This window comes from Allorhizobium sonneratiae, assembly GCF_023700755.1.
In the GTDB taxonomy this organism is placed as follows: domain Bacteria; phylum Pseudomonadota; class Alphaproteobacteria; order Rhizobiales; family Rhizobiaceae; genus Allorhizobium; species Allorhizobium sonneratiae.
On sequence record NZ_JAMKOJ010000005.1, the window covers coordinates 75,106 to 99,460 of the forward strand.

The window sequence follows — 24,355 nt, forward strand, 5'->3', positions numbered from 1 at the left end:
TCCATGTCTCAAACCGGCCGCACCAGAATGTGCTTTTTCTTGCCGACCGATAGCTTGATCACCCCGTCTGCCGTCACCTCGCTCGTGCCGATCATGGCGCGCTCATCTGAGACGCCCTGATCGTTGATCTTTACCGCGCCGCCCTGGACGTGGCGGCGGGCTTCGCCGTTGGATGTGGCAAGGCCTGCCTTGACGATCAGGGCGAGCAGGCCGATCCCGGATTCAAGCTCGGCTTTTGCCACATCGATCGAGGGCAGGCTGTCGGCCAGTGCGCCTTCCTCGAAGGTCTTGCGGGCGGTTTCGGCGGCAGCTTCGGCGGCGTCGTGGCCATGCAGGATGGCGGTGATTTCGGTGGCCAGCACCTTTTTCGCTTCGTTGATCTCCGCGCCGCCCAGTGCGGCAAGCTTGGCGATTTCATCCATCGGCAGCGTCGTGTAGAGCTTCAGGAAGCGTTCCACATCGGCATCTTCGGTGTTGCGCCAGTACTGCCAGAAATCATAGACCGAGAGCAGGTCCGCATTCAGCCAGACCGCGCCGGAGGCACTCTTGCCCATTTTGGCGCCCGAGGACGTCGTCAGAAGCGGCGCCGTCAGCGCATAGAGCTGCGGCGTACCCATGCGATGGCCGAGATCGATACCGTTGACGATATTGCCCCACTGGTCGGAGCCGCCCATTTGCAGACGGCAGCCGTAACGCTTGTTCAGTTCGACGAAATCATAGGCCTGGAGAATCATGTAGTTGAATTCCAGGAAGGACAGCGACTGTTCGCGATCGAGACGTGTCTTGACGCTATCGAAAGACAGCATCCGGTTGACCGAAAAATGCTTTCCGACATCGCGCAGGAATTCGAGATAGTTGAGCGAACGCAGCCATTCGGCATTGTTCAGCATCAGCGCGCCGCCCTTCGGGCCGCTGTCGTAGTTGAGGTAATGGGCAAAGCAGCGCTTGATCGAGGCGATATTGTCCTCGATTTTTTCGACGGTCATCAATTGACGCGCCTCTTCCTTGAAGGAGGGGTCGCCGACCATGCCCGTGCCGCCACCCATCAGCGAAATCGGCTGATGACCGGTTTTTTGCAGCCAGTGCAGCATCATGATCTGGATCAGCGAGCCGGCATGCAGGCTCGATGCGGTCGGATCGAAGCCGATATAGGCCGTCACGCTTTCCTTGGCGAACAGATCGTCCAGCCCGGTTTCATCGGAAATCTGATGAATGAAACCGCGCTCGGACATGATGTGCAGGAAATCGGACTTGAACTTGGCCATGATGCTCACGCCTTCTGGTGTCTGGACTTTTTCCGGGCGGCTTTAGCATTGTTTTTTGAATTGTGCATCTCTTTCAGTCATGAATTGCGCAGGCTTTGCAGGAGAATCGCATGACAGACCTGATCCGGGCCCTTGGCCTGATGAGCGGTACATCGATGGATGGTATCGACATCGCCCTTGTCGAAACGGATGGGGAGGGTATCGTCAAGCGCGGTCCCGCCCTGATGCTTGCCTATGAGCCTGCCTTTCGCGCCCGGCTGAAACAGGGGCTGGAGGAGGCGAAATCGATCACCACCCGTCACGAACGGCCGGGTTCACTTGCTGAACTGGAGCGGGATCAGACTCTGTTGCATGCCGAAGCGGTGCGGCAGTTTCTCCGCCGTCATGGTTTGCGGCCCCGCGATATCGACCTCATCGGTTTTCATGGGCAGACGGTGCTGCACCGGCCCGATCAGGCGCTGACCGTGCAGATCGGCGATGGCAATCTTCTGGCCAGAACGTTGGGTGTGCCGGTCATCTACGATATGCGCGCCCATGATATGGAGCGTGGCGGGCAGGGTGCGCCGCTCATTCCGGCCTATCATGCCGCGCTGGCAGCGGGGCTTGGTGAGGAGGCATTTCCCGTCTGTTTCGTCAATATCGGTGGCATTTCCAACCTGACCTATATCGGCAGGGATGGCGAGATCGTCGCCTTTGATAGCGGGCCGGGCAACAGCCTGATCGATCAATGGGTGGAAGCACTGACCGGAAAACCCTATGATTCGGAAGGGCAGATTGCCGCAAACGGCCGGCTCGTTCCGGCTCTGGCCGACCACTATTTGTCGCAGCCCTTTTTCACCAGCAACAGCCGTCGCTCACTCGACCGCAATGATTTTCTGCCGCCGAAGCCCAATGCGGCCAGTCTGGAGGATGGTGCACGAACGCTTGCCCATGTGACGGCTGCGGCGATCTTTGCCTCTGGCCGTCACCTGCCGCAAAAACCGAAGACCTATGTGATCTGCGGCGGCGGGCGTCTCAACCGGGTGATCATGGCCGATCTGCGTCATATGGCGGAAAAACAGGGCGCCACACTCCTCTCCGCTGACGATATGGGGCTCGATGGCGATGCGATGGAGGCGGAGGCCTGGGCCTATCTCGCCGTGCGCAGCCAGAAATCTCTGCCGCTGACCTTTCCCGGTACCACCGGTGTGGCGCAGCCGGTGACGGGCGGCGTGCTGGCCCGACCCGTGATTTTGGAGACGGAACGACTGATTCTCCTGCCCTGGGAAAGAGACGATGCGCGGCTGATCGCCTCTTTGCATGACAGCGAACGGACCAGCCGCTTCGTTAGCACCAGAAAGCCGTGGAGCCTCGACTATGCGAGCCATCGTATGCAGGGCTGGCTGGATGAGTTTGAGACGGACGGAACGGGTAAAATGAAAATTCTGAACAAAGCCGATGGCCGTTTTATCGGTCGGGCAGGGTTTTCCCGGTCAAAAGAGCATGGCAGCGGCTATGAACTGGGTTATTCGATTGCCGAGAAGGAGTGGGGCAAGGGCTTTGCCACGGAAATCGCCAGGGGCCTTTCCCGCTGGTTTTTTGAAACGCAGCGTGGTGATCATTTCATTGCCTTTGCCCATGTCGATAATGCCGCGTCTCTCGCCGTTCTCAGAAAAATTGCGACGAAAGATCTGGGTGTTGCCGAGCACAAGGGCGACCCGTTCCATTTTTTTGAAACGGTCAGGACGAGTATCGCCGAAAACGATTTCTGAAACCTGTCGCTATGATGAATAACTGTCTCACGACACGTTCATCTAACGGAACCTATAGTCTCTCCATACGTTGATGCGACACAAAAGCATAAGGAGACTGAGATGAAAAAGATTCTGGCTGCCTGTGTTCTGGGCCTTGGCACTTTCGCGGCAATGGCGGCTCCGTCATTGGCGCAGGATGCAACCGTCATTATTCGGGATGGTCAACCCGGCCCGAGATATGACGGCTATCATGATCGTCATCATCGCTGGCATCCGCGCCATCATTGCCGCACTGAGGTGCAGAAATTCCGCCATCATGGCCACTGGGTCGTGAAAAAGACCACAGTCTGCCGCTGATCGTGCGATAGAAGCTTGAACATGACGACCTCTTGGGCGGGAAAACGATAAGAACATCGTTTTTCCGCTCTTTTCCCATTCAAAAATTGCCGAAATTATAGTTTTCAAGCAATTTCGCTGTCATTCGCGTTGTTGTGATAAGCTTGACAAGGAAAAAATGGCTCCCCGGGCCGGATTCGAACCGGCGACCTGTCGATTAACAGTCGAATGCTCTACCGCTGAGCTACCAGGGAATAACCGTGAGGCGTTCGTTTTCGTGCGCCCCGCGTCGGTGAGGTGGCTTCTACTCAGGCTTCATCGATTTGCCAAGACCTTTTTTGAAAAAAATTTGTCTCTTTTGGAATTTCAGTGATTTCGAATGTGGATAACTGTCGGGCAAAGGAGGGCAATTTATGGCTAAGCGCCGGAAAAACCGGTTTTTTCATCTGGATGCAGCGGCGGGTCGCTTGCATGTGCATCGGTTTTCCATGTCTTTTCCCCGGTCGCGGGCGGCGCGCATGGCGATTGGTGTCCTGTTTATTATCGGAGGATGTCTTGGTTTTCTGCCTGTTCTGGGATTCTGGATGGTGCCGGTCGGGCTGGTTATCCTGTCGCACGACAATCCGATGGTTCGTCGCTTTCGTCGCCGTTCAGAAGTGGCGATCATGCGTCGGCTGAAACAAGCAAAGTGACATTCAGCGCACTGAAACTGCATCATTTTGCATCGCACCTTGCCTTTTTCGACGGCACAATCTTTTATAGACCCGAAGAATGATAGGGTGATTGGGAACGATATGACACCGAATGTGCGTCCGCTTGTGGCGGGTAACTGGAAGATGAATGGCACACGCGACTCACTTGACCAGATCAAGGCGATGGCCGAGGGGGTCAAGGGTGCGTTGTCGGAAAAGATCGATAGTCTGATATGTCCTCCCGCGACACTGCTTTATGTCGCGACGGCGCTGTGCGATGACAGCCCTTTGATGATCGGCGCGCAGGATTGCCACCAGATGGCGTCCGGCGCGCATACCGGCGATATTTCGGCCGAGATGATCGCGGATTGCTTCGGTACCCACGTGATTGTTGGCCATTCTGAACGCCGGACCGATCATGCCGAAACCGATCATCTCGTGCGTGCCAAGGCTGAAGCCGCTCATGCCGCTGATCTGGTGGCGCTCGTGTGCATCGGCGAAACCGCCGATGAGCGCAAGGCTGGTCAGACCCTGGATATCCTCAGGCGTCAGCTTGCCGGATCTCTTCCGGAGGGGGCGAATGCTCACAATACCGTGATTGCTTATGAGCCCGTCTGGGCGATCGGCACAGGCGTGACCCCGACGGTGGCTGATGTCGCAGAGGCGCATGCCTTCATGCGGGCGGAGCTGAAAAAGCGTTTTGGCGCAGAAGGTGCGGCCATGCGCATCCTGTATGGCGGCTCCGTCAAACCGGGCAATGCCCGGGAACTGCTTGGCGTGGACAATGTCGATGGAGCGCTTATCGGCGGCGCCAGCTTGAAAGCGAGCGATTTCCTTGCCATTTACGGGGTCTATTCAGAGCTTATGGCGTCATAAGGGCTTCCTTTGACGCTTCACCTCGTGTAGAGAGCGGCCAAACAGTAATTTGACTTGGCCCTGAAGGGGCAGGGGATATTCCATGCAAACCGTTTTGATTGTCGTTCACCTTCTGATCGTCATTGCGCTGGTTGGCGTTGTGCTGATTCAGCGCTCGGAGGGCGGTGGTCTTGGCATTGGCGGCGGTTCCGGCTTCATGTCGGCGCGTGGCACGGCCAATGCATTGACCCGGATGACGGCAATTCTGGCAGCCTTGTTCTTTGCGACCTCGCTTGGACTGAATGTCCTGTCGCGGTTCGAGAGCAAGCCCACCGATATTCTCGATCGGATCAAGGCCGACGAGAAAACCCATACGGGCAATGTTCTCGATCAGCTTCCCGGCGCTCCCGCAGCGCCTGCTGCAAAAACGGGTGAGTCTGCGCCTGCTGCTCCGGCATCCGGCGCTGCGACACCGGCTCCGGCCTCGCCGGGCGCTGTTCCGACCGGCAACTGACCGGTCACAGTTTCTTTCGCTCCGGCGGGCTTTCAAGGTCCGCCGGTTTTTCTTTGTGTGAAATTCCCGAAGCGGCAAAATAACGCTGGCGGAATCAATTCTGAAACGGTATCCGGTGAAGCCCATGGCGCGATATGTATTCATCACTGGCGGCGTGGTTTCCTCTCTTGGCAAAGGAATTGCGGCCGCGGCACTCGGAGCATTGTTGCAGGCGCGGGGCTACCGCGTGCGCCTGCGCAAACTGGACCCTTATCTCAATGTCGATCCCGGCACGATGAGCCCGACCCAGCACGGGGAAGTGTTCGTCACCGATGACGGCGCGGAGACCGACCTCGATCTTGGTCATTACGAGCGCTTTACCGGTCGCTCGGCTACGAAGACCGACAACATCACCACCGGTCGCATCTATAAGAACATCATCGACAAGGAGCGGCGCGGCGATTATCTCGGCGCAACCGTTCAGGTCATTCCGCATGTCACCAATGAAATCAAGGATTTCGTGGTCGAAGGCAATGACGATTATGATTTCGTCATCTGCGAGATTGGCGGCACGGTCGGCGATATCGAGGCCATGCCTTTTGTCGAGGCGATCCGCCAGCTTGGCAATGAATTGCCGCGCGGAACAGCGGTTTATCTGCATCTGACCTTGATGCCCTATATTCCGGCAGCGGGTGAATTGAAGACCAAGCCGACCCAGCATTCGGTCAAGGAATTGCAGGCGCTTGGTATTCATCCCGATATTCTGCTCGTGCGGGCAGATCGGGAAATTCCCGAGGCGGAGCGCCGTAAGCTTTCGCTGTTCTGCAATGTTCGCCCCTCCGCCGTCATTCAGGCGCTGGATGTGGCGAATATCTATGATGTGCCGACGGCCTATCACAAGGAAGGGCTGGACAACGAGGTTCTGGCCGCTTTCGGTATCGAACCTGCTCCCAAGCCGCGACTTGATGCCTGGGACGAAGTCTGTAACCGCATTCGCACGCCGGAAGGCGAGGTAACGATTGCCGTTGTCGGCAAATATACCGGCCTCAAGGATGCCTATAAATCGCTCATCGAAGCGCTTCACCATGGTGGGATTGCCAACCGGGTTAAGGTAAAGCTGGAATGGATCGAATCGGAAATCTTCGAAAAAGAAGACCCCGCGCCTTGGCTCGAAAAGGTGCATGGTATTCTTGTGCCCGGTGGGTTCGGTGAGCGTGGCTCCGAAGGCAAGATTCTAGCGGCGCAATTTGCCCGCGAACGTAAGGTTCCTTATTTCGGGATCTGTTTCGGCATGCAGATGGCGGTTGTCGAAGCTGCTCGTCATCTCGCTGGTATCGAAAAAGCGTCTTCCACCGAGTTTGGACCGACCGAGGAACCGGTTGTTGGCCTGATGACCGAATGGATCAAGGGCAATGCGCTGGAAAAGCGTACGGCCTCCGGCGATCTGGGGGGGACGATGCGCCTCGGTGCCTATAAGGCGGCCTTGAAAAAAGGCTCCAAGATTGCTGACGTCTATGGCTCGACAGAGATTTCCGAACGTCATCGTCACCGCTACGAGGTGAATGTCGATTACAAGGAACGTCTTGAAGGCTGCGGCCTGGTTTTTGCCGGAATGTCGCCCGATGGCGTCCTGCCAGAAACGGTGGAATATCCGGACCATCCCTGGTTCATCGGCGTGCAATATCACCCGGAACTCAAATCGAGACCGCTGGAGCCGCACCCTCTTTTCAGAAGCTTCATTGAAGCAGCTCTGGAGCAAAGCAGGCTCGTCTAGAGCAGCTCCAGGAAAAGTGTGAAACGGTTTTCCGTCCGGAAATGCGGAAAAACAAAGAGTGAGAGCTTTTCAGTGTTCCGTTAAATACTGAAAAGCTCTCATAACTGAGACTTCAGTACTCTTTTATGCACATGATTTGGTTTTGATCACGCTTCTGAAGAGATATCTTGTATGCCGTCCTGTGAGATGTCATGGGACGGCTTTATTTTGGTGATCTGATTGCGCTATTGCAGCATCGTGCGTTGTATCAAGCGCAGATAAGATGCTGTAACGCTTTAAATCTGCTGCATGATTTTCTCCTTAAACCGATTCCGGTTTAAGGAATTATGTTTTAGTCGCAGCGCTGTGCAGCAATTGCAACAACGGCGGCTAAAACCGCCACCAGGGAAATGGAAGCAAGCCTCCATTTCCTGCTCCTATCCCCCGGACTTTGATCTCAACGCAGTTGTCTTCGCCAAAATCAAGGCCATCGTGCACATTGCGGCCCCAAGAGCATTTTAGATCGCCTGCGACACCTTCCGATCAGCACTCGAGACACTATTGATCATCGGGCTTTTGTTTCAAACCGATCAATTAAAGCGACCTGCAGCATGGGCGAGCATGGTGTAAACCTTGCCCGTATCGGACGTCAAATAAGACTGAGTGACGCTCTTGTCGCGATCCGTGCGGGATACGTCGGTCAGCAGCTTTTCGAAGTCAGCGATATAGCGGTCAACAGCCGTGCGGAATTCTGGTTCCCGGTCATATTTACGCTTGATCTCATCAAAGGTCTGCTGACCTTTCAGAGTATAGAGCCGCCGGGTGAAGACATCGCGTTCTCCACGCTGGTAACGACGCCACAGATCGACCGAAGCATCGTGATCAATGGCGCGAGCGATATCGACGGAAAGCGAGTTCAGCGATTCGACCATGTGGCGTGGATTGCGTGCATCGTTGCTGCGTGGCGGTTCGGCAGGACGTGTGCGGGAGGAGGGCGACGTAATGGTCTGCTCCTCACGGGAGGCGCCGCGCAGCAGGTCGCTGATCCAGCCGCCTGAAGGTTCAGAGGGCCCGGAGTTGTGGGATGCCTGATCGCTGGACATGCTACCGCGTAGACCGAGCATATCCGTTGCCGGGCGTGCTGCGGCAGGCTGTGCCGCAGGTGTTTGCGCAGCAATGGCGGGGCGCTGGGCGGCAGGGGCTGCCGGTGCGCTGGTGTAAGAGGCAGGCTGTTGTGCCGGGCGACGGTCAGGCTGGCGCTGTGGTTGCGCAGGCTGAGCGGCCTGTCGTGGGGCCTGCGGAGCTGACACTTCAAGCTGCTGCGCCGAGCGACCAACCAACTGGGAAATGTCCTGCAGTGCCTTGATCTGTTCGGCGACCGCACGGCGCATGGCACCGGCACTTTCCTTGGCTTCCTCCGGCAAGTCGAATGCTCCGCGCTTCAACTCATCGCGGGTCATGTCGAGTTCCTGGCGGATATCCTGAGCGGCACGGCGGATTTCATCCGTTGCACCTGAGAAGCGGTTGAGGGCATCTTCAACGGCTTGACGAACCGCATCGCGCATCTTCTGTGCCGTTCCATCCGATTTCTGACCGGCTTCGGAAAGAATTTTGTCAACATCGGCAAGAGATGCGGACAGGCCACCGCGCAGTCGGTTTGCCAGATCGGCAGAACGCTGTTCGGCTTCGCTGAGGGTGGATTGGATCGAGCGTGTCGCGTCCTCTCCAGCTGATAGAAGGGCATTGCGCATCGAGCTTGCAGTCGATTTGGCACGCTGTTCGGTTTCACCGAGAATCTGGCCGATATCGGAGAAGGACTGTTCGATGCTGCCGCGCAAATTGCCGGTGACCTGCATGGACCGGCTTTCTGCTTGATCGAAGGCCTGCGCCACCATGCCAGCGAGGGACTGCATGGTCTGCTCGATCGATTCCGACCGCTTGACGATACCGATGGAAAGATCACGCAGAGCTTGCTGGCGTTCCTCCAGAGTGCCGGCCAGATTGGACTGGGCTGCCGCCAGAAGATCGGAAGCCTGACCGAGAATTTTGGTGTGGTCGCCAAAGCGACCGACAATGCTGGTAACCTGATTGAGCGCCTGATCGGAAACGGCCGAGAGTCGTTCAAGATTGCTTTCCAGCAGACGGCCCGATGTACCCAGCACATCCGCAGCCTTGCTGGTGGTGGCTGCCAGACGATCGGTTGTTGCACCAAACTGACGATCGGCATCGTTGAGAGAGCGTGCAGCCTGCTCAACCGTTGTGTGAAGCGACTGGTTTGTTTCGGAAATCCGCTCGATCATCTGGGTGGCGCTTGTACTCAGAGACTGCTCGGTGGCGTTCATCTGGCGGGCTGCTTCGGCAGCACGCGCTGCAAGTTGATCGGCAAGCTGATTGTTTTCCTGGCGCAACAGGCTGGCGCTCTGCTCTCCGGCCCTTGCGATACGCTCGGCAGCTTCACGACCCACCTCGGAGACCTGCTCAACCGTTGGTCTGGCCTTTTCATCGATCAGGCGCGACAGTTCAGCCGTGCGTCCGGCGAGCATCGAGTTGAGGTCACGAGTACGCTCATCAAGCGTTGCGCGGATGGCGTTGCCACGGGCATCGAGGGCCTTGTCCACTGAAGACAAGGTCGAGGCAATGTCCTCATTGGTGGCCGACAGTGTGGTGCGAATGGCTTCAGCGCGCTCGTTCAGCGCCTTTTGTGCTTCGTTCAGAGAGCTTGCCACTGTCTCCGCCTTGCTGGTGAGCGTGGTCTGAGCATCGGCAACCTTACGCACAATGGCGTCGCCTGCTTCGGAGAAGCTCTGGGCGAGAAGGGCACCCTGACCGGCCAGACGGTTCTGGGTCTCGCCCAGACGGCGGCTCAGATCCTCAGACTGTTCGCGAACCGTGCGGGTAAAGTCCTCATTGCGGGCGCTCACCGTCTCGGCAAATTGCTGGCCTGTTCGGCTCATCAGTTCGGCGGCGCGCTGGGCTTCGCTGTCCATCTCGCGGGTGGTGCCGGCCACGGCCTCGCGCAGAGACGAGGCAAGACCTGCAGCCTTGCCCTCGATTGTGTCGTTCACGCTTTGCAGGCCCATGGTGAGCGCGCGGTTCATCGTAGTCAGACGTTCATCAATCTGGCTCGTGCGGGTGTCGAAGGTTTCGTTCACCCTGTCGGTTGCCGCCCCCAGCGTCTGTTCCAGCCTGCTTGCAGCCGTGTCGCTGGCCTGTTCCAGATGGGCGATATTGTCCGACAGCTTGGCAGCGACTTTTTCACCGGCTTCGGTGATCTTGACATCTGCGCCTTCCAGGCTGTTCTGGATATGATTTTCCAGAGAGCTGAGGCTTGTCTCGATCCGACCGCTTGTTTCGGACAGGCGGTGGGTAACACTGTCGATGGAACCTTCAATCCGTGTGGAAAACTCCTCTGCCGTGCGGCTAATGCCCTGTGCGGCTTCGCTGAACTGGCCAGCGATGGCACCAGCGGAGCCGCGCAGGCGCTCTTCCAGATCACGGCTGCTGGTTTCGATTGCTGCCCGCAGGCTGTCCTGCTTTTCCTCAAGCGTCATTTCCAGCATTCCGGCGCTTGCAGCAATGGTTGCGCCGATAGCAAGTCCCTGTTCTTGAAGTGTATTTTCAATATTGGTCGAGGCTTGGCCAAGCGTGGTGGCAATGGCGTTGCCCCGCTCGTCAAGGGTCTGGCGCAGACGGCTATGATTGGTTTCAAAGCTGTCCTGCAGCCGATGCGCTGCACTCGAAAGGCCTTCTTCTATGCGCGAAACGCCAGCGCCGAGTGACATTTCGATCCTGTCGCCATTCGTCTCAAGGGTCGATGCAAGATGCCTTGTATGGGTTTCAAGCGACTGGTCGAGCCGCATCTGGCTGCGCTCGTAAGCTCCGATAATCTGCTCGGCCTTGTTGCTGACACTGGCCTCGATCCGGCTGTCCGCATCACTGGCCGTTTCAATCAAGTGGCTGAGTTTCTGATCGATTGCGCCGGATAGGCGAGCTTCTCCATCCTGGAAGACTGAACGCAGCACGTCAGTCTTGCCTGAGAGAGCAAGTTCAATCCGCATATCGGCATCGTTTGCAGCATCCGCGATCTGCTCGATTTTGCTATCAAGCGTCTTCGCCAGACGGGCTTCACTGTCCTCATATGCGCTGCGAATGGCATCGGCCTTGCCGCCGAGAGCCCGCTCAAGACGATAATCCGCCTGGCCGAGGGTCTCAGTCAGTTCGGAGAGCTTGGCGTCAACGGTTTCTGACAGGCGACCGTGATTGTCTTCGTAAACCGAGCGAATGGCGTCCATGCGGTTGCCAAGCGTCAGCTCGAGCCGCATGTCAGCATCGGCGGCAACCATGCTGATCTGCTGGACTTTCGCATCGAGAGTGCGGGTCAGTCGTTCCTGGCCTGCCTCGTAAACGCTGCGCATAGCCTCGGCGCGTGATCCGAATGCCTGCTCCAGACGGTTGTCCGTCTGGTCTGCCGCTTCGATCAACTTGTCAAGCTTCTGATCTATCACGCCGGAGAGACGGTTTTCTCCATCCTCGAAGACGGAACGGATCACGTCGACCTTGCCGGAAAGGGCCAGATCAATCCGCATGTCGGCATCGTTTGCGGCATCGGCAATTTGCTCGACCTTGCTGTCGAGTGTGCGGGCAAGACGGCCTTCACCTTCTTCGAATGCCGCACGCATGGCGTCAGCCTTGGAACCCAGCGCCTGTTCGATACGGCTGTCGGCATTGTTAAGGGTTTCTGCGAGGTCGGAGAGCTTGGCGTCAACCGTACCGGCAAGACGTCCTTCGTTTTCCTCGTAGACGGCGCGAATGGCATCCATGCGGCTGCCCAGCGTCAGTTCAAGGCGCATGTCGGCATCGTTTGCGGCATCGGCAATCTGCTCGACCTTGGTGTCGAGTGTGCGGGCAAGACGGCCTTCACCTTCTTCGAATGCCGCACGCATGGCGTCAGCCTTGGAACCCAGCGCCTGTTCGATACGGCTGTCGGCATTGTTAAGGGTTTCTGCGAGGTCGGAGAGCTTGGCGTCAACCGTACCGGCAAGACGTCCTTCGTTTTCCTCATAGACGGCGCGAATGGCATCCATGCGGCTGCCCAGCGTCAGTTCAAGGCGCATGTCGGCATCGTTTGCGGCATCGGCAATCTGCTCGACCTTGCTGTCGAGTGTGCGGGCAAGACGGCCTTCACCTTCTTCGAATGCCGCACGCATGGCGTCAGCCTTGGAACCCAGCGCCTGTTCGATACGGCTGTCGGCATTGTTAAGGGTTTCTGCGAGGTCGGAGAGCTTGGCGTCAACCGTACCGGCAAGACGTCCTTCGTTTTCCTCATAGACGGCGCGAATGGCATCCATGCGGCTGCCCAGCGTCAGTTCAAGGCGCATGTCGGCATCGTTTGCGGCATCGGCAATCTGCTCGACCTTGCTGTCGAGTGTGCGGGCAAGACGGCCTTCACCTTCTTCGAATGCCGCACGCATGGCGTCAGCCTTGGAACCCAGCGCCTGTTCGATACGGCTGTCGGCATTGTTAAGGGTTTCTGCGAGGTCGGAGAGCTTGGCGTCAACCGTACCGGCAAGACGTCCTTCGTTTTCCTCGTAGACGGCGCGAATGGCATCCATGCGGCTGCCCAGCGTCAGTTCAAGGCGCATGTCGGCATCGTTTGCGGCATCGGCAATCTGCTCGACCTTGGTGTCAAGTGTGCGTGTAAGGCGGGATTCACCCTCTTCATAGGCGGCACGAATGGCTTCGGCCTTGCCTTCAAACGCGGCTGTCAGACGGGAATCTGCACCCTCCGTTGCTTCAACGATCGTGCGCGCCGTCTGGTTCAGTGTCTCGGCAAGACGTGTTTCCGTCGTCGTCACGGCCTCGACGATCGAGCCGGAGGTTTCTGTCAGCAGACCGGAAATCCGTTCCTGACTTTCGGACAGCTGATTGACAATGGCACCGGAACGGTTGGCCAGAGTCTCATCGAACCGTGTCTGGCTATAGTTCAGGCTGTCGTTCAAGGCCTGACTACGCTCGGCCATGATCTGGTCGATGCGGGTCTGGGCATGGGCAATCGTCTTGTCAAGCTGCTGGCGGCGCAGTTCCAGCGCATCGGCCAGTTCCTGGGAATGGCGGGCAAGGGCGCTGGTCATCACCTCCTGATTGCTGCCGAGTGTGGCAGCAAGGGTCAGGGAATGATCGGTCATAGTGGTTCCGAGCCGCTCGAGCGAGGTCGTCAGAATGCCGTCTATGGCCGTCGATCCGCCCGAAAGCGTCTCGTTGATACGGGTGAGACTGTCATGCAGCTTGCCATCCAGCGTTCCGGCGCGGCTGTCGAAGGCATTGGCGAACTCGTTCATCCGATCGTCGAATGTTGTGTTCATCTGGCCGATCGTTGCTTTAAGCCGATCTTCGAAAAGACCGGTTCTGAGCTCGATATCGACCATGGCGTCTTCGGCATTGGTCTCCAGACTTTGCCGGAAGGAGGCCGATTTTTCGTCCAGGGACGTGTTCAGTCGGTTGAGTGCCTCCGTCAGGCTGCCGGAAATTTTCGCCTCGCCGTCGTTGAAGCCCTGGGTAATGTCACGGGTGCGGGCGGCAAGCGTTTCATTGAGCTGCTTGGCCCGTTCGTTCAGCGCGAGATTGAGCTTCTCTGCACTGGCATTCAACGTGGTGGCGCGGGTTTCGAACTGTTTCAGTATTGCATCGCCATGGTCCGACATGGTCGATGTCAACGATTTCAGGCGATCATCGAATTCGTTGGAGAGCGAGAAACCGGCAGCGCTCAGCGTCTGCACCATGTCATCGGCTTTCGACGACAGAAGCTGATCCAGTGCACCAACAGCAGCATTGGATTTTTCTGAAATAGCGGCTGCTCTGGTGTCGATCATCGAGGCGAAAGCCTCGCCGGAGGTGGCCAGCCGGACACCGATTTCTTCGGCAGCAAGCGACAGCTCTTCTTTCAGAAGATCGTGTGTGCCGACAATCGAGGAGCGGATGCGGTCGGCATGGTTGACGATGGCGTCACGCTCGGCAGACAGTTCCTGCACCAGATTGCGCACGCGCATTTCATTGTCGCTATAGCTGCGCTCCAGCGCGTTGACCTCGGAGTGGACGAGGGTTTCCAACTCGCTTGCCCGGGCAATGGTGCGTTCGATACCTTCGTTCATGGCCGCGACCTCACGGCGTACGGCCTGACCGACCGACATGATGCGTTCGCTGGCAATGGTTTCCGGCTCGGAAAGACGCAACGCAACTTCAGCCATGGAGCGTGCGGCATTGCGCATGTCCTGCGCGCGCGACATCATGATGGCGAAGGAAAAGAAGACAAAAACCGGCAGAATGGTCCCGACAATCAGGGCCACCAGACCCGGATTGGCCGCAAGACCGGCGGCACCGCCGGTCCACAGCGACGATCCGTAGATAAACTGGGCAAAGCCGAAACCGGCTGCTGCCCACAGGATGGAAACGATCGTGGCATTGCGCATGGGGTGACCGCCGCCGGAGGCGTTTTCCAGCGATTTCATCAGAGCCGTCGGGCTGCGGCGCGAGCCGTCATTGGCTGGTGCAAGCGAAGGCGATTTTGCCGGCGCCTGCTTCTGCTTCGGTTCGGCTGCAGTTTTTACCGGCTTTTGCGATTTTGTCAGGGCTTCCCTTGCGGCAGGCTTGGTTGCGGCAGACTTTGCCGAACTTGCCGGTTTGGCTGCTTCTGGCGCCGCTGCTGGCTGCTGGACTGGCGTATCGTCGTCATCGTCCTCGAAGTCGATCCTCAAGGCGGCCTCAAGGGCCTGGAAAGCGCTATCGTCGATCGACTCGCTTGTCTTGTTGTTCGCCATAGGTACGCCTCGCTAACACCAAACTCATGCCGGACGCCTCAGTGGATACCAACCGGTTTCCGTGCGGATCCGTTTACTGAAGCAGGATTTTGTCCGAAAGCAGGAACGGTGTTTTGCTGCCGTTCTACCAGAACAATCCCACTATGCCGTTCATGCTAAAACGGCCTTGCGGCTGAAACCGTCTCCCGTCTCGGCGACCCAGTGTACCGCGCCTTAGCACAAAGCTCGAGGCGTATCGGCCACGTCTGCCGCGCAGGCCTTTAACCGTTGCGCCAGTCAGCTGTCGCCGGACCGTATTCGGCCCCAGCCTATCCATAGCACCACGCAGCCGGAACGGCAAAAACCCGTGCCATGGACAAATTTCCACTCGTTCCGTAGTGACACATAACCTGCGAGGATACAATTAATTCCGGGACTTATCCTGTGGTGATCTCAGGCTTATTAACATAATTTAAAGGATCACGGGCTCGAAAACACGAAATTTATCAGATTTTAACGGAAATTAACCATATATCAAAATTTTATCGCTGTGTCAGACAGAATTTAACCCCATTCCGAGGTTTGAGAAGCATGGTCAAAGATAACAAAAGAAATGACTAAATAAGGATTGTATGTGATGGCTGTTCCCAACATTGCCTTCGAGGCCCCGGAAATGGACTCCGGGCGTGCGTTAAAGCAGGGCCGACCAATCGATCTCGTGCATCTTGCCACGCAGACCATGGGTGACAAGACCCTGGAAATGGAAGTTCTTCAGATGTTTGCCAAACAGGCTCGTTCCTGCCTGCAGGCGTTGGCGCGCGAAGGGGAAAATGCAGGTGCTGTAGCGCATCGGCTGAAAGGCGCGGCCAATGCGGTTGGCGCTTTCGATGTGGCTGCCATTGCTGCTGAGATTGAGGCGAAAGGGGCTGATGCATCGCGCATTGCAGCCGTGACGCTTTCTGTCATCGAGGCGGAAAATTTCATTCTGAAATTGTCTCGAGCCTAAACTAACTGTCCTTTTATGCTTGACGCAGGGTATGTGCCGAAATGGTGCATCTTTTCTGTTTTGATACAGGGCAGGGAAGTGCCGTGCTGACATGATTGAGTATACCGGTTTGGTCCAGATGGTGTTTCCTCCGGTTGACCGGGTTTAAAAATCGTGGAACACGGGTCGTTCAGAGCCTGATGGTTGTTTTACGGGCAGCCACAGGCATGTGAACGACAACAGGACAGGCCTATGACGAAACTCACCATTATTGCCTTTGACGGCACCCGTTACGATCTCGATGTGGCCAAGGGTTCGACGGTGATGGAAAATGCGGTGCGCAATTCAGTGCCCGGAATCGACGCTGAATGTGGCGGTGCCTGTGCCTGTGCCACCTGTCATGTCTATGTCGACGATGCCTGGACGGCTGCGGCCGGCCAGCCGCAGCCGATGGAAGAAGATATGCTGGATTTTGCCACAGATGTGCGGCCCAATTCACGTCTGTCCTGTCAGATCAAGATGACGGATGCGCTCGACGGACTTGTCGTCCATGTGCCGGAACGGCAGGGATAATTTATGTCTCAGTGATATCTGGCAAAGGCTTCATGGCGCGTTGCGGCTGGGTTTGTAAAAACGGCCATCGCGCCATTCCAGAAGCTGGAACGGGTTGTGCGTCATCTCATGAGCGCTGCTGAAGCTGATGGGGCCGATTACGGTTCGGGTTTTGGTTTTGTTGATGGCTGCATCCCAGCCGATCTGCTGATCGTGACGGACTGTGTCGGCGGCGGCGAGAAACTGAATTGCCGCATAGGCTGGCAATGTATAGCCATCCGGTTCAGTTGAATGCCTGCGCAGGCTTGCGACAACGTCCTTGGCCTCTGGCAGGTCGGCATAATCGGGCAGCGTAATGGCGAGTACGCCATCTGGCAGGGGAACAGCGCCGTCTGCCGCTCTGAGTGCGTCGCTTCCCATGATGGTCAGAGGAATTTTTTCTAAACCGGCATCGCGCGCAATCATGGCGATGTCGTTTCTGTCGCCGCTGATGAAGGCATGACTGACGCCTGCGCGCTGCAAACGCCGCACCAGGGCGATCTGCTGGTCCTGTCCAGGCCGGTAGGTGTCGGTGAAAACCGGTTTCATGCCGCGCTCTTCGAGCGGCTGGCGTATGACATCCACCAGTGAGCGTGCGCCAATCGTGCCATCGTCGATGATGGCGAAGGCATCGCTGGCCCAGTTGCCGACAATGGCGTCAACAATCTTATCCTGCTCGTCCCTGCCGGATGGCCCCATGCGAAACAGTGGCCAGCCGTGTTTGACAGCATCGTCCATGATGGTCTGACCGCGAATGGACAGCGTGAGGGCAGGGATATCGGCCTGCGCCAGAGCGGCCAGCGAGCCTTCCAGACTTTCGCTACACAGAAAACCGATGGCGGCATCCACTTTCGCCGCGAGCAATTTACGGGCAATGGTGTCGGCGCTGCCATCTGTGCACGGTTCGTCAATCGGCAAGACAGTCATGTCGAGAGAATCGGCTGCGGCATTCGCACCAGCTCGGATTTCATCGCCCAGAATGGCAAAAGTTCCCCCCTTTGGTGCCACCACGCCGATGGTGAAAGCCTGGGATGGAGAGGCGGCGAACACAAAGGCCATGGTGATGCAGACCGCACCTTTCTGGCGTAAAACATCGATAAACATAATAAGACCGGATTTCTGAACGTGTCCTGCCAGTTCTGGCGCATTCAGTGCTGGAGAACAAGCCGCTTGAGGCGTTTTCACTCTCGTCTGAACTGTCGCCGGGGTTTTTCCCTGTCGTTTGATTCTGGCATGTGTCTCCTGTGGGCGAAACGGTCGTGAGCAAATCTCACAATCATGAAAACGGCGCGTCCCCTTATGATTTCACCTCTCCACGTGCCGGAAAAGGGGCGTGAACACGAAATTGTTTCCTTTTGATGTAAGTCAAAGCTGCTATGGTTACCGATGATAATCTGTCTTCAGCTCATAAAGCAGACATGAGCAGCGCTTGAAACAATTTCGCCTGCAGACGTGGTTGATAGCGTTATCTTTGTCCTGATAATCCCGTTAATATAGAATATAATGCATGTCTGAAATTTTATAATATAAATTATATTTAATTATATATTTTAAATAAATAGTGTGCGTGATTCAGACCTGAAGAAAGATGCAACCTGAAGAAAGGTAACGATAATATGGTTTCCCTGGAGAGCGGCGCTGTCGGTTCGATATCGGCAGCACAAGGTCGCAAATCAAGCATAAGCGAAACGTCGATGTGGCAGATCGTCGGGGCTGCGGTTCTTGCCAACCGGCTTGTTCTCGGCTGGGTTTATTGGGGCGGAGCGTCTAGACGGTTTATCTATGCAACCCAGAAAATTGATCCGACATCCCCGGGATATCTGGGCAACAAGCTTGTTCACGCGGCGCCCGGAGCAGCGTTCGGGGTGGAGAGCATTTTGCATTGGTTGCTCAGCATGCCGGCGCTTTTGCAGTTTGCCGTCATTTTTTTCAGCCTTGTCGAACTGGTGGTCGGTGTTGGCCTGATTGTCGGCTTTGCCACCCGTTTCATGTCCATTCTCGGTCTTGGCCTGGCAACGGCCCTGATGATTATCTTTGGATGGATGGGATCGACATGCCTGGATGAATGGACCATGGCCGCCAACGGCTTTGCCATGGCCAGCGTGACACTCATGGCCGGTAGCGGTCCCTATTCCGTGGATAACTGGATGCTCTCACGCAGCAAGACACAGCCATCCGCCTTGCGTCTGTGGCTGACGAGCGGGCCGCTGCCGGTTGACCGGAAAGGTTTTATCCGGATTTCGTCCATTCTGGGTATGGCTGCATTCATCTTCACCGTGTTTTTTTACGGCTACAATTTTGACGGTATCGTCAGCCCTCTGGGAAAGCGCATCGATAACAGCTATCCGCACATGATGCTGTCCAATGCCACCGTTTCTGGCGGTCTTCTATCGGTCAACAGCTATGTCAATGCCGGTCCCGACACACAAGGGCTTTACATTGTGCGGGCGGTTTTGGCACCAAGCTCTGCAAAGGGGCAGGAGGGCGCAATCTTCGATTACAATGCCGCTCAGCTTTCCCAGAAGGGTTTCGTCAAAATCGCCAATACCTATGCACCCTGGTCGTCCTGCAAGGTGGTTGCCTATGGTGTACGCTGCGAACTTGGCAGCAAGGCAAATCTTGGCTTCCCGCTGCCTGAAACGGCAACAAAGACGTCAACGCCGCTGACCCTGACCCTCTATGACATCGAGGGCAAGAAAACCGCGATCGCTGTCAATGACTGACATATCAGGTTACTGAAATACCAGGTCGCAGTGAACCTTCTTCACTGCGACCTGCTTTCTTGTCCACGGGGGCTTAAACGCGGGTGGCTGTCGTGAGGAAGAGCAGCTTGTTTCCGAGGCTGTCAGGTCGCCGGTCCAGTCTTTGCCTCCTGCCAGAGCGCTTCCATTCGTGTGAGATCGGCCTCGGTCAGGCTTTCGCCCGCCGCAGACAATTGCTGCTCGATATAGGCGAAGCGGCGGCGGAATTTGAGGTTTGTCCCGCGCAGCGCCTCTTCCGGCTCGCTTTTGACGTGGCGGCCGATATTGACCAAAGCAAAGATCAGATCGCCGAGTTCGTCCTTGATCCTGTCCTGCTGCCCCGTCTGCAATGCCTCGCGCAATTCGCCGATTTCCTCCTCGATCTTGTCGAGGATCGGTTCAGCCTCAGCCCAGTCGAAACCGACCTTGGCGGCTTGTTCCTGAAGCTTCAGCGCTTCCGTCAGCGCCGGGAAATTGCGCGGTACGGAACCGAGATGGCCGGCATTCAGCACCTCCGCCGTGCCACGGGCCGCGCGGCGGGTGGCACGTTCGGCCTTTTCTTCTTTCTTGATCGCATCCCATTGCGCCTTCACCTTGTCAGGCGTATCGGCGTCGGAACGGGCAAAGACATGCGGGTGTCGGCGGATCATTTTCCGGGTGATGGCCTCCACCACATCGCCGAAGGAAAACAGCCCTGCCTCTTCGGCGATGCGGGCATGAAACACCACTTGCAGCAGAAGATCGCCCAGTTCCTCGCAGAGATCGTCCGGATCGTTGCGGTCGATGGCGTCGGCCACTTCATAGGCCTCTTCCAGCGTATAGGGCTTGATGGTCTCAAAGGTCTGCACGATGTCCCAGGGGCAGCCGGTTTCCGGCTGGCGCAAGGCGGCCATGATCTCGATAAGACGAGAAATGTCCTTGGAGGGCAGCATGGGCTTTTCTCTCAGTTGAGCGGAATGTCGTTGCCGCTCTTGCCGGATTGATAGGTTCCGGAAAGCCCGTCATAGAGGCTGCGGATTTTCTGTGCCTGCGCCAGCAACCGACCGCGGCGGGAATCGTCTTCCACCTCGATCATGTCTTCGATGGCGAAACTCTTCCAGAAGGCGTTCTGCTTGCGATAACCGCCCGGTTCCAGCCCGAAGACTTCTTTGAGGATTTTCAGATCATGCGGAATGGCGAAGGCGTCGCGGCTGTCTTCATGGCTGAAGAAATAGTAGAAATTGTCGAACCCCGCCCAGGTGATTGACGACATGCACATGGTGCAGGGCTCGTGGGTGGAGAGGAAAATCAGCTCCGAGGTCGCCGGACGCTCCGCCATCTCATAAAAGCGTTTCAGCGTGTGGACTTCGCCGTGCCAGAGCGGATTTTCCAGTTCGTTATTGGTCTCGGCCAGCACCAGAGACAAATCGGATTTGCGCAAGATCGCTGCGCCAAATATCTTGTTGCCGCGTTGCACACCTTGTTCCGTCAGCGGGATGATGTCATGCTCGATCACGTCGAGCAGGCGGGTCGTGAGGTTCGTCTCTGTCATGCCTCTTCCTCCGGAAACAGGATTTGCTCCATTTCACCTTTCTCCTAGCACAGAAATATCGTTGTGGAGCGGCAGACAGTTTTATGTTTCTTCAAATTTCGCCCCGGCCCACAGATAATGTCGACATCATTGAAGGATTTCAGTCCCGTGACCACTGACAGCGACAAGCTTGCCGTTTTTCCCGCCTTCTTCCGTGTGGAAGGGGTGAAGGTTGGCGTGTTCGGCAATGGTGACGAGGCCTTTGCCAAGGCGCGGCTCTTGTCCAACACCTCGGCGGATGTCGTGGCCTTTGCCGATCACCCCGAGCCAGCCTATGCGGCATTTCTGAAGCGCAAGGGCTATGCGGTCGAGGCGCGCAGTTTTACGCCAGACTGTCTCGCCGGGCTGACGCTGGTTTTTGCCGCCACCGGCGAGAGTGAATTGGACCGGCAGATCGTGGAAGCGGCCCGGGCGGCGAAAATTCCGGCGAATGCCGTCGATCAGCCGGATTATTGCGATTTCTATACACCGGCTCTGGTCAATCGCGCCCCGATTGCCGTGGCGATCGGCACGGAAGGGGCTGGCCCCGTTCTGGCGCAGATGATCCGTGCCGGGATTGATCGGCAATTGCCGCGTTCGCTTGGCCGTCTGGCGCGTCTTGCGACAAGCTATCGTGGGGCGGTGGAAAAGCTCGTGCCGCGCGGCGTGGCCCGTCGGCTGTTCTGGCGTGCCTTCTTTCAGGGTGATGTGGCTGATGCCGTCGAGGCGGGCGATGTCAGTCAGGCAAGGCGCTTTGCTACACGGCTTCTGAAAGGTGCTGCGGCGCAGAGGCTGGAAGGCAAGGTCTATCTGGTGGGTGCAGGGCCTGGGGCAGAAGATCTTCTGACGCTCAGGGCGCATCGGCTGATGATGGAGGCCGACGCCATCGTCTTCGATGCGCTTGTGCCGCAGGCCGTGGTCGATATGGGCCGTCGTGACGCCGAGCGCATTTCCGTCGGCAAGCGCAAGGGCTGCCACAGCAAATCGCAGGAGGAGATCAACGATCTTCTTGTTGAGCTTGGTAAGGCTGGCAAGCGCGTGGTGCGGCTGAAATCCGGCGATCCGCTGGTCTTTGGCCGGGCAGGCGAGGAAATGGCGGCGCTGCGTGCCGCGAATGTTGCCTATGAGGTGGTGCCGGGCATTACCTCAGCCTTGGCGGCGGCGGCGGATTTCGAGCTGCCTTTGACGCTGCGCGGTGTGTCGTCCTCGCTGGTGTTTACCACGGGTCACGATCTCAATGGCGATGTTCTGCCCGACTGGGCGCGGCTGGCGCTTTCCGGCGCAAGCGTTGCCGTCTATATGGGGCGCAGCGTGGCTGCCTCCGTTGCGGGGCGGCTGATCAAGGCGGGTCTTGCCGAGGACACCACCGTTGCCGTGGTGGAAAATGCCGGGCGCGCCACGCGGCGGCTTATGCATGGCACGCTGAAGGAATTGCCGGGTCTTGAGGCCCGAACGGAACTGACGGGGCCGGTGATGGTGATCATTGGCGATGCGGTTGCGGGCGCCAATTTCGCCGGATCGCAGGTGCTAAGCGAGACCATTGCGGCTGAAAACGAGATGATGAGGGTATGACCATGGCAGACAAGGTTTTGACCGCCAACAGGCTGACGGATGGCATTGCTGTCTGGCTCGATGCCGCCGGACACTGGAACGAAAACTTGCAGAGCGCTTTTGTCGCCCGCCATGCCGAGGCCGTTGCTGCTCTGGAAGACACGGGCAAGCGCGCCTTTGCCGATAATCTCGTCGTTGACGTCAATGTCGTCGATGTGGAAGAACGCGACGGCATTTTGTGGCCGCTTCGCCTGCGTGAGCGCATCCGCGCCCAAGGGCCGACCATTGCCTATACGCAAGGCCATGGTTTTGCCGATCCCGATTTCATTGCCGCCTGAGGATAAGCATGTATCGTTACGATGAGTTCGACCACGCCTTCGTCTCCGCCCGCGTGGAGCAGTTTCGCGACCAGGTGGCGCGGCGTCTGTCCGGGGAGATCACCGAGGATGCCTTCAAGCCGCTGCGGCTGATGAATGGCGTTTACCTGCAATTGCATGCCTATATGCTGCGGGTCGCCATTCCCTATGGCACGCTGAATGCGAAGCAGATGCGGATGCTGGCCCATGTGGCGCGCAAATATGATCGCGGCTATGGCCATTTCACCACCCGGCAGAACATCCAGTACAACTGGCCGAAGCTGAAGGATACGCCGGATATTCTCACCGATCTGGCCAGCGTGGAGATGCACGCCATCCAGACCTCGGGCAATTGCATCCGCAATGTCACGGCCGACCATTTTGCCGGTGCGGCCCGCGACGAGGTTGCCGATCCGCGCCCCTATGCCGAAATTCTCAGGCAATGGTCTTCCGTTCATCCGGAATTTTCCTTCCTGCCGCGCAAGTTCAAGATCGCCGTCACCGGCGCGCCTCATGACCGTGCTGCCATTCAGGTGCATGACATCGGGCTTCATCTGAAAAAGGATGAGGCTGGAAGGCTCGGCTTTGCTGTTTATGTCGGCGGCGGGCAGGGGCGCACACCGATGATCGCCAAGAAGATTCGCGATTTTCTGCCGGAAGAAGACCTGCTCTCCTATGTCACGGCGATTGTCCGGGTTTATAATCTGAATGGCCGTCGCGACAACAAATACAAGGCTCGCATCAAGATCCTTGTGCATGAAACCGGCACGGAAGAGCTGACGCAGCAGGTTGAAGCCGAATTTGCCGCATTGCGCGACAGCGTTCTGAAATTGCCGGAGGCCGATATTCGCGCCATCGAACACTATTTCGCTCCGCCCGCGCTGAAGGACCGGCCCGAGGGCTGGGAAGTGCTGGCCAAGGCGAAGAAGGCCGATGACGGTTTCGCCGCCTGGGTGGCGCAGAATGTGCAGCCGCACAAGCACCCCGATTACGGCATGGTGACGATTTCGCTGAAGCCGATCGGCGGCATTCCGGGCGATGCATCGGACGCGCAGATGGAACTGGTTGCGGATCTCGCCGAACGCTATGGTTTCGATGAAATCCGTGTCAGCCATGAGCAGAACCTGATCCTGCCGCATGTCGCCATGGCCGATCTTTATGCCGTTTATGAAACGCTGAAGACGGCCAATCTCGCCACCGCCAATTCCAACCTGATCACCGACATCATCGCCTGTCCGGGGCTGGATTATTGTGCGCTGGCCAATGCCCGCTCGATCCCGGTGGCGCAGGCAATTTCCGAACGGTTCGGCTCTCAGGCGCGTCAGGCGGAAATCGGCGAGTTAAAGATCAAGATTTCCGGCTGCATCAATGCCTGCGGGCATCACCATGTCGGCCATATCGGGCTGCTCGGTGTGGAAAAGAAGGGCACGGAACTCTACCAGATCACGCTGGGTGGTTCCGGCGATGAGAACTCCTCCATCGGCGAAATCATAGGGCGCGGTTTCGAGCCGGAAAAGGTGACGGATGCGGTGGAAACCGTGGTCGATACCTATCTCGCCCTGCGGCTCAGCCCCGAGGAAACCTTCCTTGAAGCCTATCGCCGTGTTGGCCCGAAACCGTTCAAGGATGCGCTTTATGGCGCTGCCGCCGAAGCCGCTTGAG

Annotated in this window: 18 protein-coding genes, 1 tRNA gene and 1 pseudogene; 13 read left to right on the top strand and 7 right to left on the bottom strand. The window is 57.4% G+C overall.

The annotated features are described in order from the left end of the window. Positions 1–8: 8 nt before the first annotated feature. On the bottom strand, positions 9–1,265 hold the full coding sequence (gene tyrS, locus NAC44_RS10900; RefSeq protein WP_250940708.1) for a tyrosine--tRNA ligase: 1,257 nt from the start codon (positions 1,263–1,265) through the stop codon (positions 9–11). Between the two features lie 110 nt (positions 1,266–1,375). Between tyrS and NAC44_RS10905 the strand changes: the two are divergent. The 3 genes and pseudogenes from NAC44_RS10905 to NAC44_RS10915 form a co-directional block, all read left to right on the top strand. Continuing rightward, positions 1,376–2,485 (top strand): annotated as a pseudogene (locus tag NAC44_RS10905) (anhydro-N-acetylmuramic acid kinase); the annotation flags it as partial. Positions 2,486–2,491: 6 nt separating this feature from the next. After that, positions 2,492–3,016: a GNAT family N-acetyltransferase gene (locus NAC44_RS10910; RefSeq protein WP_250941086.1), complete on the top strand. Its 525-nt coding sequence runs from the start codon at positions 2,492–2,494 to the stop codon at positions 3,014–3,016. 102 nt (positions 3,017–3,118) lie between these two features. Next, a complete protein-coding gene (locus NAC44_RS10915) occupies positions 3,119–3,355 on the top strand; it encodes a hypothetical protein (protein WP_250940710.1) in 237 nt (78 codons plus the stop codon). 158 nt (positions 3,356–3,513) lie between these two features. Here NAC44_RS10915 and NAC44_RS10920 read toward each other — a convergent pair. Then, positions 3,514–3,588: transfer RNA gene (locus NAC44_RS10920), tRNA-Asn, on the bottom strand. A gap of 54 nt (positions 3,589–3,642) precedes the next feature. Then, entirely contained in the window at positions 3,643–3,807 is a 165-nt protein-coding gene (locus tag NAC44_RS10925) for a hypothetical protein (protein WP_250941099.1), read from the bottom strand. Between the two features lie 45 nt (positions 3,808–3,852). Here NAC44_RS10925 and NAC44_RS21350 point away from each other — a divergent pair, with 45 nt between their 5' ends. From NAC44_RS21350 to NAC44_RS10945, 4 genes are all read left to right on the top strand, one after another. Then, on the top strand, positions 3,853–4,026 hold the full coding sequence (locus NAC44_RS21350; protein ID WP_338022081.1) for a hypothetical protein: 174 nt from the start codon (positions 3,853–3,855) through the stop codon (positions 4,024–4,026). 102 nt (positions 4,027–4,128) lie between these two features. After that, complete coding sequence (gene tpiA / locus NAC44_RS10935; protein ID WP_250940713.1) at positions 4,129–4,902, top strand: triose-phosphate isomerase; 774 nt, start codon at positions 4,129–4,131, stop codon at positions 4,900–4,902. 82 nt (positions 4,903–4,984) lie between these two features. After that, the gene (secG, locus tag NAC44_RS10940; protein ID WP_250940715.1) at positions 4,985–5,395 is read left to right on the top strand and encodes a preprotein translocase subunit SecG; all 411 of its coding nucleotides are present in this window, start codon (positions 4,985–4,987) and stop codon (positions 5,393–5,395) included. A 115-nt stretch (positions 5,396–5,510) separates the two neighbouring features. Beyond that, complete coding sequence (locus NAC44_RS10945) at positions 5,511–7,148, top strand: CTP synthase (RefSeq protein WP_338022082.1); 1,638 nt, start codon at positions 5,511–5,513, stop codon at positions 7,146–7,148. A 569-nt stretch (positions 7,149–7,717) separates the two neighbouring features. On the opposite strand, the gene NAC44_RS10950 is transcribed toward NAC44_RS10945, so the two are convergent. After that, on the bottom strand, positions 7,718–14,941 hold the full coding sequence (locus NAC44_RS10950) for an apolipoprotein A-IV repeat region-like domain-containing protein (protein ID WP_250940719.1): 7,224 nt from the start codon (positions 14,939–14,941) through the stop codon (positions 7,718–7,720). A 616-nt stretch (positions 14,942–15,557) separates the two neighbouring features. On the opposite strand from NAC44_RS10950, the gene NAC44_RS10955 reads away from it, so the two are divergent. Both NAC44_RS10955 and NAC44_RS10960 read left to right on the top strand, forming a co-directional pair. Then, the gene (locus tag NAC44_RS10955) at positions 15,558–15,926 is read left to right on the top strand and encodes an Hpt domain-containing protein (protein WP_250940721.1); all 369 of its coding nucleotides are present in this window, start codon (positions 15,558–15,560) and stop codon (positions 15,924–15,926) included. A 231-nt stretch (positions 15,927–16,157) separates the two neighbouring features. Further along, positions 16,158–16,478, top strand: a complete 321-nt coding sequence (locus tag NAC44_RS10960; protein WP_250940723.1) for a 2Fe-2S iron-sulfur cluster-binding protein — start codon at positions 16,158–16,160, stop codon at positions 16,476–16,478. Between the two features lie 30 nt (positions 16,479–16,508). Here NAC44_RS10960 and NAC44_RS10965 read toward each other — a convergent pair whose 3' ends face one another. Further along, on the bottom strand, positions 16,509–17,600 hold the full coding sequence (locus tag NAC44_RS10965) for an ABC transporter substrate-binding protein (RefSeq protein ID WP_250940724.1): 1,092 nt from the start codon (positions 17,598–17,600) through the stop codon (positions 16,509–16,511). Between the two features lie 512 nt (positions 17,601–18,112). Here NAC44_RS10965 and NAC44_RS10970 point away from each other — a divergent pair. Then, positions 18,113–19,219 carry a TQO small subunit DoxD gene (locus NAC44_RS10970; RefSeq protein ID WP_250940726.1) on the top strand — a complete coding sequence of 369 codons (1,107 nt, stop codon included), beginning with the start codon at positions 18,113–18,115 and terminating at the stop codon, positions 19,217–19,219. Between the two features lie 122 nt (positions 19,220–19,341). On the opposite strand, the gene mazG is transcribed toward NAC44_RS10970, so the two are convergent. Beyond that, positions 19,342–20,169 carry a nucleoside triphosphate pyrophosphohydrolase gene (gene mazG, locus NAC44_RS10975; RefSeq protein WP_250940728.1) on the bottom strand — a complete coding sequence of 276 codons (828 nt, stop codon included), beginning with the start codon at positions 20,167–20,169 and terminating at the stop codon, positions 19,342–19,344. An 11-nt stretch (positions 20,170–20,180) separates the two neighbouring features. Further along, a complete protein-coding gene (locus NAC44_RS10980) occupies positions 20,181–20,768 on the bottom strand; it encodes a tRNA-specific adenosine deaminase (RefSeq protein WP_250940729.1) in 588 nt (195 codons plus the stop codon). 117 nt (positions 20,769–20,885) lie between these two features. On the opposite strand from NAC44_RS10980, the gene cysG reads away from it, so the two are divergent. From cysG to NAC44_RS10995, 3 genes are read left to right on the top strand one after another with little or no spacing between them, the layout of a single operon-like run. Beyond that, the gene (cysG, locus tag NAC44_RS10985) at positions 20,886–22,358 is read left to right on the top strand and encodes a siroheme synthase CysG (protein WP_420839921.1); all 1,473 of its coding nucleotides are present in this window, start codon (positions 20,886–20,888) and stop codon (positions 22,356–22,358) included. A gap of 2 nt (positions 22,359–22,360) precedes the next feature. After that, positions 22,361–22,675 (top strand): DUF2849 domain-containing protein, encoded by a 315-nt coding sequence (locus NAC44_RS10990; protein WP_250940733.1) that lies wholly within the window; start codon positions 22,361–22,363, stop codon positions 22,673–22,675. An 8-nt stretch (positions 22,676–22,683) separates the two neighbouring features. Further along, on the top strand, positions 22,684–24,354 hold the full coding sequence (locus NAC44_RS10995; RefSeq protein ID WP_250940735.1) for a nitrite/sulfite reductase: 1,671 nt from the start codon (positions 22,684–22,686) through the stop codon (positions 24,352–24,354). The last annotated feature ends 1 nt before the right edge of the window (position 24,355 follow it).

Excerpts from the sequence above, each read along its gene's own strand:
- tyrS (WP_250940708.1), bottom strand. The coding sequence starts at position 1,265 with ATGGCCAAGTTCAAGTCCGATTTCCTGCACATCATGTCCGAGCGCGGT.
- NAC44_RS10915 (WP_250940710.1), top strand. The coding sequence starts at position 3,119 with ATGAAAAAGATTCTGGCTGCCTGTGTTCTGGGCCTTGGCACTTTCGCG.
- NAC44_RS10925 (WP_250941099.1), bottom strand. The coding sequence starts at position 3,807 with ATGCAAGCGACCCGCCGCTGCATCCAGATGAAAAAACCGGTTTTTCCG.
- NAC44_RS21350 (WP_338022081.1), top strand. The coding sequence starts at position 3,853 with ATGGCGATTGGTGTCCTGTTTATTATCGGAGGATGTCTTGGTTTTCTG.
- tpiA (WP_250940713.1), top strand. The coding sequence starts at position 4,129 with ATGACACCGAATGTGCGTCCGCTTGTGGCGGGTAACTGGAAGATGAAT.
- secG (WP_250940715.1), top strand. The coding sequence starts at position 4,985 with ATGCAAACCGTTTTGATTGTCGTTCACCTTCTGATCGTCATTGCGCTG.
- NAC44_RS10950 (WP_250940719.1), bottom strand. The coding sequence starts at position 14,941 with ATGGCGAACAACAAGACAAGCGAGTCGATCGACGATAGCGCTTTCCAG.
- NAC44_RS10955 (WP_250940721.1), top strand. The coding sequence starts at position 15,558 with ATGGCTGTTCCCAACATTGCCTTCGAGGCCCCGGAAATGGACTCCGGG.
- NAC44_RS10960 (WP_250940723.1), top strand. The coding sequence starts at position 16,158 with ATGACGAAACTCACCATTATTGCCTTTGACGGCACCCGTTACGATCTC.
- NAC44_RS10965 (WP_250940724.1), bottom strand. The coding sequence starts at position 17,600 with ATGTTTATCGATGTTTTACGCCAGAAAGGTGCGGTCTGCATCACCATG.
- NAC44_RS10970 (WP_250940726.1), top strand. The coding sequence starts at position 18,113 with ATGGTTTCCCTGGAGAGCGGCGCTGTCGGTTCGATATCGGCAGCACAA.
- mazG (WP_250940728.1), bottom strand. The coding sequence starts at position 20,169 with ATGCTGCCCTCCAAGGACATTTCTCGTCTTATCGAGATCATGGCCGCC.
- NAC44_RS10980 (WP_250940729.1), bottom strand. The coding sequence starts at position 20,768 with ATGACAGAGACGAACCTCACGACCCGCCTGCTCGACGTGATCGAGCAT.
- cysG (WP_420839921.1), top strand. The coding sequence starts at position 20,886 with ATGTCGACATCATTGAAGGATTTCAGTCCCGTGACCACTGACAGCGAC.
- NAC44_RS10990 (WP_250940733.1), top strand. The coding sequence starts at position 22,361 with ATGGCAGACAAGGTTTTGACCGCCAACAGGCTGACGGATGGCATTGCT.
- NAC44_RS10995 (WP_250940735.1), top strand. The coding sequence starts at position 22,684 with ATGTATCGTTACGATGAGTTCGACCACGCCTTCGTCTCCGCCCGCGTG.